This window comes from Candidatus Frankia nodulisporulans, from assembly GCF_902806475.1.
In the GTDB taxonomy this organism is placed as follows: Bacteria; Actinomycetota; Actinomycetes; order Frankiales; family Frankiaceae; genus Frankia; species Frankia umida.
Map to the genome: position 1 here is coordinate 20,346 of NZ_CADCWS010000029.1, position 8,539 is coordinate 28,884.

Annotated in this window: 7 protein-coding genes; 5 read left to right on the top strand and 2 right to left on the bottom strand. The window is 71.7% G+C overall.

Translation table 11 applies throughout. The annotated features are described in order from the left end of the window. The first annotated feature begins 191 nt into the window (after window positions 1-191). The 4 genes from G6R24_RS05275 (at window position 192) to G6R24_RS21915 (ending at window position 5,548) form a co-directional block, all read left to right on the top strand. Window positions 192-1,535 carry a hemolysin family protein gene (locus G6R24_RS05275; RefSeq protein WP_163548038.1) on the top strand — a complete coding sequence of 448 codons (1,344 nt, stop codon included), beginning with the start codon at window positions 192-194 and terminating at the stop codon, window positions 1,533-1,535. After that, window positions 1,532-2,599: a hemolysin family protein gene (locus G6R24_RS05280; RefSeq protein WP_163548039.1), complete on the top strand. Its 1,068-nt coding sequence runs from the start codon at window positions 1,532-1,534 to the stop codon at window positions 2,597-2,599. Before G6R24_RS05275 ends, G6R24_RS05280 begins: the two co-directional genes overlap by 4 nt. 245 nt (window positions 2,600-2,844) lie before the next feature. Next, complete coding sequence (locus G6R24_RS21910) at window positions 2,845-4,338, top strand: serine/threonine-protein kinase (protein WP_225438144.1); 1,494 nt, start codon at window positions 2,845-2,847, stop codon at window positions 4,336-4,338. Then, window positions 4,280-5,548: a WD40 repeat domain-containing protein gene (locus tag G6R24_RS21915; protein ID WP_225438145.1), complete on the top strand. Its 1,269-nt coding sequence runs from the start codon at window positions 4,280-4,282 to the stop codon at window positions 5,546-5,548. Before G6R24_RS21910 ends, G6R24_RS21915 begins: the two co-directional genes overlap by 59 nt. On the opposite strand, the gene G6R24_RS05290 is transcribed toward G6R24_RS21915, so the two are convergent. Together G6R24_RS05290 and G6R24_RS05295 are read right to left on the bottom strand one after the other, a co-directional pair. After that, window positions 5,524-6,819 carry a COG1361 family protein gene (locus G6R24_RS05290; protein ID WP_163548040.1) on the bottom strand — a complete coding sequence of 432 codons (1,296 nt, stop codon included), beginning with the start codon at window positions 6,817-6,819 and terminating at the stop codon, window positions 5,524-5,526. The genes G6R24_RS21915 and G6R24_RS05290 overlap by 25 nt on opposite strands. Window positions 6,820-6,891: 72 nt before the next feature. Beyond that, complete coding sequence (locus tag G6R24_RS05295) at window positions 6,892-7,431, bottom strand: hypothetical protein (RefSeq protein WP_163548041.1); 540 nt, start codon at window positions 7,429-7,431, stop codon at window positions 6,892-6,894. Between the two features lie 612 nt (window positions 7,432-8,043). Here G6R24_RS05295 and G6R24_RS05300 point away from each other — a divergent pair. After that, on the top strand, window positions 8,044-8,539 hold a 496-nt coding region (locus G6R24_RS05300; RefSeq protein ID WP_163548042.1), incomplete at its 3' end, for a hypothetical protein.

The following is an 8,539-nucleotide window of genomic DNA, read 5'->3' on the forward strand; positions in this document are numbered from 1 at the left end:
TACGGGTATGGACCGTCCGGCAACGACGGGTCATCGTGAAACGAACGGGCCAGCCGGCGCGTTGATACCCCGGATACGGGGTATGGCCTGCGCCAGGTCGTCCCGCACCGACCGGAAGGGATCATGACAGACTCCGCCGACGCCGGATGTAGTTCCGGCCGACCCACGTACGCGCCGACGGGGGTCGACCGTTGATCGAGGCGCTCTTGCTGATAGCCGGGTTGGCGCTTGTCGCCGCCTGTGGGATCTTCGTCGCCGCCGAATTCGCCCTCGTCACGGCGGACCGGCCCTCCATCGAGCGGGCCGCCGAACGCGGCGAACGCGGGGCCCGCGGGGTGCTGGCCGCCCTGCGCACCCTGTCCACCCAGCTCTCGGGTGCCCAGTTGGGCATCACCGTGACGAACCTGGCCATCGGTTTCCTCACGGAACCCGCCATCGCCGACCTGTTGCGGGGTCCGCTGCGCGGCATCGGAGTCAGTGGCGGCGCGGTCGACGCACTGTCGGTGACGATCGCGATGGTGCTGGCGACCGCCGTCACCATGATCTTCGGTGAGCTGATCCCGAAGAACCTGGCCCTGTCCAGCCCGCTGCCCACCGCCAAGCTGGTGCAGGGGCCGCAGCGGGCGTTCACCCGGCTGGCCGGGCTGCCCATCCGGTCGCTGAACGCCTCCGCCAACGCGCTGCTGCACCCCCTCGGTATCACCCCGCAGGAGGAGCTCGCCTCCGCCCGCTCGGCGCAGGAGCTGTTCTCCCTGGTGGGACGCTCGGCCGAGCACGGCACGCTGTCGCAGGAGACCGCGACACTGGTCCAACGGTCGCTGCTGTTCGGTGACCGCACCGCCGAGGATGTGATGACCCCCCGGATGCGGATGCGCACCGTGCACGCGGACGAGCCGATCAGCGAGGTCATCACGCTCACCCGACGCACCGGGCATTCCCGCTTCCCCGTGCTCGGCGCGGACAGCGACGACGTCGTCGGCGTCATCCACATCAAGAACGCCGTGGGCGTCCCCGAGGAGGCCCGTGACCACACGCCGGTGCGTGAGGTCATGGTCACGCCGGTGACCGTGCCATCCACGTTGTTGTTGGAACCGCTGCTGGAGACACTGCGAGCCGGTGGACTCCAGATGGCCATCGTCGTCGACGAGTTCGGCGGGACGGACGGCCTGGTCACCGCCGAGGACCTGATCGAGGAGATCGTCGGCGACGTCGTCGACGAACACGACCGGGTCTCCCCCCGCGCGCTGCGCCGTCACGACGGCACCTGGCTGCTCTCCGGTCTGCTACGCCCCGAGGAGGCTGGCAACATCACCGGGATCGAGATCCCCACCGACGACACCTACCAGACGCTCGGCGGGCTGATGGCCCGTGCGCTCGGCCGCATCCCCCACGGCGGCGACAGCACCCTCGTGGACGGTGTGCGTTACACCGTCGAACGCATGGACGGCCGTCGGGTCGACCGCGTCCGACTCGACGGAACCGGCCGGCCCGGTGCTGCCAGCGACGCCCGTGAGCCAGAGGCGACGGCCCGATGAGCCCCCTGCTCGCGGTCTCGGCGACCATCGCGCTGCTCCTGCTCAACGCCCTGTTCGTCGGCGCCGAGTTCGCGTTGATCTCGGCCCGGCGGACCAGCATCGAACCGCTCGCTGAGTCCGGCAACCGGCTGGCGAAGATCACGCTGGGGGCGATGGAGCACGTCTCGCTGATGCTCGCCGGCGCGCAGCTGGGCATCACCGTCTGCACCCTGGGACTTGGTGCCCTCGGTGAGCCGGCGGTCGCGGATCTGCTACACGGCCCGTTCGAGGCGATCTCCCTGCCCGCGGCGCTGCTGCATCCGCTGTCGTTCGCCGTCGCCCTGGCGCTGGTCACCTTTCTGCACGTCGTCATCGGCGAGATGGTCCCGAAGAACATCGCGCTGACGATGCCGGACAAGGCCGTGCTGCTGCTCGCGCCGATGCTCGTCGGCTTCGTCCGACTGGGCAAGCCGCTGATCATCGCGCTGAACAAGGTGGCGAACCTGTCACTGCGCGCCGTCGGCGTCGAACCGAAGGACGAGGTCGCCAGTACCTTCACCCGCGACGAGGTGGCCGGACTCGTCGAGGAGTCCCACCGCGAGGGCCTGCTCGCCCAGGACGAGCACGAACTGCTCACCGGCGCGTTGTCGTTCGAGGAACGCACCGCCCGTGGTGTGCTGCTCGCACCCGGCAGCCTCGTCACCGTGCCACCGACGATCACTCCCCGGGAGGTCGAGCAGCTGGCCGCCCGCACCGGCTACACCCGCTTCCCGGTCTGCGACACCAGCGGTGAGATGACCGGCTACCTGCACCTCAAGGACGTGCTGGAGACCCGTTCGACCAAGCGGACGAGTCCGGTGGCCGCCAAGTGGGTCCGTCCACTGGCACATGTCGCCGCGGACGACAGCCTGCGCACGGCGTTGGCCACCATGCAGCACTCCGGCGCCCACCTCGCCCGCGTCACCGACGACGCCGGTGCGGTGCTTGGCCTGGTCGCCCTCGAGGACATCCTCGAGGAACTGGTCGGCGAGATCCGTGACGACGCCGGACGTGGCCGGCTACGCCAGGAGCCCCAACCCGCCTGAGCGGCTGTGTCCCTCCCGACACCGCCCGACCGTCCGACACCGCCTGACCCGTCCGCGCGCCCCGGACTGGCAGGCGGTGTCGGGACCTGGCCGGCGGTGTCGGGGTGGAGACAAAGCACTGGGCTACTGGGCCCTATCACCTGCTGGTATGAAGAACAGGTCAGAGCGATACCGCCGGGGCGGGCGGACGTCGCCGAAGCAGGGGGTTTGCGGGGCGCGCGGCGCCGCCGCGGGAGTGGGGCACGGTGACGGGGTCGGCACAACCGCCGCTGACCGGGAGCACCGCACGGCCGTTGCAGCCCGGCGATCCGCGCAGCCTCGGGGCGTACCAGGTCATCGGGCGGCTCGGGCAGGGCGGGATGGGCACGGTCTTCCTCGGCCGGGCGCCCGACGGCAGCGCGGTGGCGATCAAGGTGATCCGCCCTGAGCTGGCCCAACGGGCCGAGTTCCGCGCCCGGTTCGCCCGCGAGGCCGAAAGCGCCCGGCGGGTGCGCCGCTTCACCACCGCCGCCGTCCTCGACGCCGACCCGCACGGCCAGCAGCCCTACCTGGTGACCGAGTTCGTCGAAGGCCCCACGCTGTCACGCCATGTGTCGATCCGTGGGCCGCTGCGCCCCGCCGACCTGGAGCAGCTCGCCGTCAGCACCACCACGGCGCTGACCGCCATCCACGCCGCCGGCATCGTGCACCGCGATCTGACCCCCGGCAACGTGCTGCTCTCCCCGGTCGGCCCGAAGGTCATCGACTTCGGCCTGGCCCGTGAGTTCAACGCGGACACCGAGCTGTCCCGCAACGTCCGCCAGGCCATCGGCACCCCCGGCTACATGTCACCGGAGCAGATCCTCGACTCCCCGATCACCTCGGCGGTCGACATCTTCTCCTGGGGCGCCGTGATGATTTTCGCCGCCACCGGTCAGCCGCCGTTCGGCACCGGCCGGATGGAGGCGATCCTCTTACCGGATCGTCAACGAGTCGCCCAAGCTCGACAGCCTCAACCCGGAGCTGCGCGAACTCGTCGAGGCGGCGATGGCCAAGGAACCCGCGGCCCGACCCACCGCGGAGGAGCTGCGTGGCGCGCTGACGGCCGGCGGACCCGTGCCGGTCCACCTGGTGGGGCCGCTCGCCGATGCCGCGGACGTCGATCCGTCCGCCACCGAACCCGGCTCGCCCCGACGCCGCTGGGGCCGACGCGGACGCGCCGACTCCACCCCCACCACCAGCGCACCCCCCATCACCGCCGGTACCGCCACCCCGATCACGCCGGCCACCCCGATCACGCCGGCCACACCTGGTACCCCGGCCACACCTGCCGCCGCCGCTCCAGCCGTTCCCGTCACCTCGGAGTCAGCGGGCTTCGCCGCGGGTGGTGGTGCCGGTGCCGCCCGGCCATGGCCCACGCAGGCGGCGCAGATGCCGCAGACCCAGCTCTCGCCACCACCGGTCGCCTCGCCACCACCGGTCGCCGCACGCCCTACGGCAGGTCCGGCGGGCTCACCATCACCCGCCCCGGCAGTACCAGCAGAGGCCTCGCCCTCTCCTCATCCACTGGGGCCGTCCACCTATGGGACGCCGCCCGCTGGCGGACCATCCACGTCCACGCGGGCCGCGGCCAGTGCGGACGAGCAGGACGGGTCACGCGGTCGGCGGCGGCGCGCGCTGCTCGTCGGCGCCGGATTCGCGGTGTTGCTGGCAGCGGCGGTGGCCGTCCCGATCGTCGTGCTGGGAGGCGGGAAGGGTGACCAGCCCACCGCGGCCGAACGGACGAAGGCGTCGACCGGGCTGGCCGCGCGGGCAGCGCTCGTGCGGCCCGACGATCCGAAGCTCGCCGGCCGGCTGAGCCTCGCCGCCTACGCTGTCGCCCCGACCGACCCGGCGCGCGACGCGCTCATCCTGTCGTTCGCCCAGTCGACCGCGGCTCAGGTCGACTCGAGCGGCACCGTCTACTCCGATCTCGCGTTGAGCGCGGACGGGCAGACCCTGGCCGCCACCGACAACGCCGGACGGCTGCACCTGTGGCGTCTCACCGCCGGTCAGCAACCGACCGTCGCGACCAGGGGCAACGATGACGACCAGGCCAACGGGGTCGTCTTCGCCGACGACGGCCGGACGCTCGCGACCGGCGGGGCCAGCGACGCGGGACGCCTCTGGGACGTCACCGACCCGAGCCGGCCGGTCAGACACGGCTCCCTCGGCACCCAGGCGACCGCGGTGCACCGGTTGGCGTTGTCGTCCGCCGCGCATCTGCTGGCCACCGCCGGCGGCGACTCGTCCGTGGGACTGTGGGACGTCACCGACCCGAACCAACCGCGCTCGCGCTTCCTGCTCGTGGGACGAGGGCCCGTGACGGGAGTGGCACTGCGACCCGACGGCGCGGTGCTCGCCATCGCCGGGGTTGGCGGTTCCGTGCAGCTGTGGAACGTGCGCGACCCGGCCGACCCCAGCCAGCTCGGCCTGGTGACCGGGCATACCGGCGCGGTGAACAGTGTCGCCTTCAGCCCGGACGGCACCAGGCTCGCGACCGGCGGCGACGACCAGGTGGTGCAGCTGACCGACGTCAGCGACCCGGCCAGACCGCGGGTGGTGCACCGCCTCACCGGCCACGGCAGCGCCGTCGCGACCGTCGCCTACACCGGCGCTGACCAGCTGCTCAGCGCCGACACCACCGGCACGGTCGCCTACTGGAACCTCGATGGCCTCGCCCAGGCCCCCGCCGGGACGTCCCCGCCGTTCACGCGGCTGGGCGACCTGGACGGCCCGATCCAGGCGATCAGCACCGCCAGAACGGGCGCCGTCGCGGTCACCACCCAGAAGGGCCAGACCTTCGTCGGCACCCTGGACCCCGCCCGGCTACGCCGATTGGCCTGCGCGACGCCGTCGGCGGCCCCGGACCGCGACGAGTGGAACCACGAGGTGCCCGGCATCCCCTACACCGACGTCTGCGCTCCCTGATCGCCCGGGCCGCCCTGCCCGAAGCCGGCTCGTCCCACGGCAGTGTCCTGCTCGGTGGCCCCGTCCTGCTGCTCGGTGGCGCTGCCCTGTTGCTCAGCGGCTCCGTCCTGTCTCGGCACGCTGCCGACAGTGGACAGGTGCCGGCCACCGCGGCGGTTGCCACGACGCCGGCTGAGCAGGACGAGCCCCATCACAATGATCAGCAGCAGCACCGCGATGCCCGCGCCGGCGACATAGTGCCAGGCCGAATAGCCGCCGATCAGATAGCGATGTGACTCGCCGGGCTTCTTCGGGAAGGTGATCGTCGCGTTGACGGTGTGCTCGACCAGGCCGCTACGCAGCGTCACCGACGCGTGCCAGGGTCCCAGGGGCAGCTCGCTGTCCAACGGGATGCTCACGGGGACGATCTCACCCGGGCCGATCGTGGTGCCAAGGTTCGCCGGGAACGGGCCGGCCTGAAGGCCGCCGGGTCCCCGTTCCAACCGCAGGTCCCCGGACATGTCCAGGGCCCGTCCACCGGTGTTGTGCACCTCGGTGCTCAGCGCGGCCCGGCCGTCCGGCGTCCGACTCGCGGTCAGGGCCGAGATGGCGAACCCCGCCGCCGGCGGACCTCCCGGGCCGACGTCCAGGTAGACACGGATACCGACGCGGTTGACCATGCGCACGCCGCTACCCTGGGTGGGCGCGCTGACCGCCTCGGCCCACAGAACGGCGTAGTGCTCGCCCGGCGAGGCATCCTTCGGGACGTGGATGGTGACCTCGGCGTTGCTGCGGTCGTGCGAGCCAAGATCGATGGTGGCCGGTTTGACCGAGATCCAGGTGCTCAGTTCGTTGGCCGCGTGCCCCTCGCCGAAATGGAACTCGCCGTCGCCGATCGAGGCGGCCGCCGGATACAGCGACAGGTGCAACGGCTGGGTGCCGTCGTTGTAGACCTCCACCTGGCGCCTCAGGACCGACTCCGGGTTGAGATGATCGATGATGTACTCGCGGGCCCGCGGATCATCGCGCAGCGAGTCGGTCACCTCGGTCAGTCGGATACCGAAGCGTCCCGCATCCGACTGGGAACCCGCCGGTCCGCCCTTGGCTGGGCCGTTCTGGGCCGAACCGTTCTGGGGTGATGCGCCTTGCGCGGGTGCCGCAGCCGCTTGGTCGGCACGCCCATCCGCCGCGAGGGCGGGGGACGTGCCGACCAGGGTGCCGGGCAGGAGCAGTCCAGCCACGGTGACGAGGGTTCCCAGCGTGCTGAGACGCAGGCCGGATCGCACGGCCACGCGGGGTCCTACGCGCATGTTCTCGCCACCGTCACTCGTCTGGATCCTTGTCTACGAGTCGAGTCGAACCGGTCAGGCGACCGAGTGGCTCAGCGTAACGGTGTAAGTACCGGTAATCGCGGAAGCGGCCGGGATGTTCACGCCCAGCGTCGGGTTCCAGGTGGCGAAGTTGACGCCGGTACCGGCGGTGCCCGCGACGGTCGCCTGTGGCGTCTCGGACAGCGACTGGAGTCGCAGACCGGCCGCGGTCACGTTGGTGGCGCCGATCACACCTGGGTCGTAGGAGACGGACTCGGGCGGCAGGCTCACACCTTCGGCGGTGCCGCTGCCCGTGACGGCGGTCGCGCTGACGCTCGCCGTCCAGCTGGCACCCGAGTTGCCGCGGCTGTCGGTCACGACGACGTCGCCAAGGTTGCCGGAGACGTAGCCGGCGCTGACCGGGAAGCTGCTCAGGTCAGCGGTCGCCGGCGCCGTGATGTCGAGCGCCCCGCCGGTCAGGCTGAAGGTGGTGGACGTGGTGGAGTTGGTGGCGGCGTCAGCGGGAAGCGCTGCGGCGAAAGCTGCCGCAGTCGACACGACCGCGCCGATGAAAAGGGTGGTGGACCTGCGCACTTGAAGAACCCCCAAGAGTGACTACACGAACGCACCCCAGCAGCGGAATCGGACTCGCCGAGGCGACGTGCGGGTACCGCCGGATGCGCGGCGCGACGCTATCACTCTCAGTATCAATATAAGTACTAAGCGAATTCCTGCGTGTCGGAGCCACCCCACAGGCCGCCGCCTGCCGCTCCCCAACCCAGCCGCGGCCCCGACCCGACTTGGCCCCGGCCCGTCCACGGCCCCGACCCGACCTGGCCCCGGCCCGTCCACGGCCGCAGCCCGACCTGGCCCCCGCCGCACCCCTGACCCAGACCTTGACCCGCTCGTGGTCCGGCCCTGACCCCGGCCAGGCCCGAGCCCGACCCCGGATCCGCCCACAGCCCAGCCCCAGCCGTGGCCGTGGCCGTGGCCTAGCTTCGACCCGACCCACCTTCGGCCCGACCCCGATACCGCCCCACCGTCCGGGCGGGCTGGCCGCCCGGCTAGCCGGCTGGGTCGACTGCCCTATCCGCCCGCTCGGTCCTGGACTCGGTCACCGTGGACGGCACCTTCCTTCCTTGCTCTGCGACCACCGTCACTGGTAGCAATCCGTCACCACCCAGTTTCCCGGGGTCAGGAGCGGCCATGCGATTGTGTTTCACCCGTCGGCAGCGTGCTGTCGGCGGGCTACCGGTACTCACGGCGTTGGCGCTCGTCGCCGGCGCGCTGACCTGCGGCCCAGCCCACGCCGCCTACTCCATCACGGTACCGACCACGGCGAGCCTTGGCTCTGTCCGGGTCGGCGGTGGCACCCTGGCCGGCTCGCTCGGCACGGTGACAATCTCCAGCGACTCGGCGGGTGGCTCCTGGGCGGCTACCGTCATCTCGACGACCTGCACCACCGGATCCGGGCAACCCTACGAGCGCATCTCCTCAGGACTGCTGCAGTACCGTTCCGGTGCGGCGACCGCTACCACGGGTCCGGTGAGCGCCGTCACCCCCGGCCAGCCGCCGGGCGCGAACGCCGTCACACTTGCCGGCGGTCGCCGGGCGTTCTCCGCCACCGCCGCCCGCGGCGCCGCGAGTTCGGTGAGCTGGAGCCCGACCCTGACCGTCACGGTCCCGACCAACGTCGTCGTCG

What these genes read in the sequence shown, in the direction of transcription:
- G6R24_RS05280 (WP_163548039.1), top strand. Translation starts at nt 1,532, where the DNA reads ATGAGCCCCCTGCTCGCGGTCTCGGCGACCATCGCGCTGCTCCTGCTC.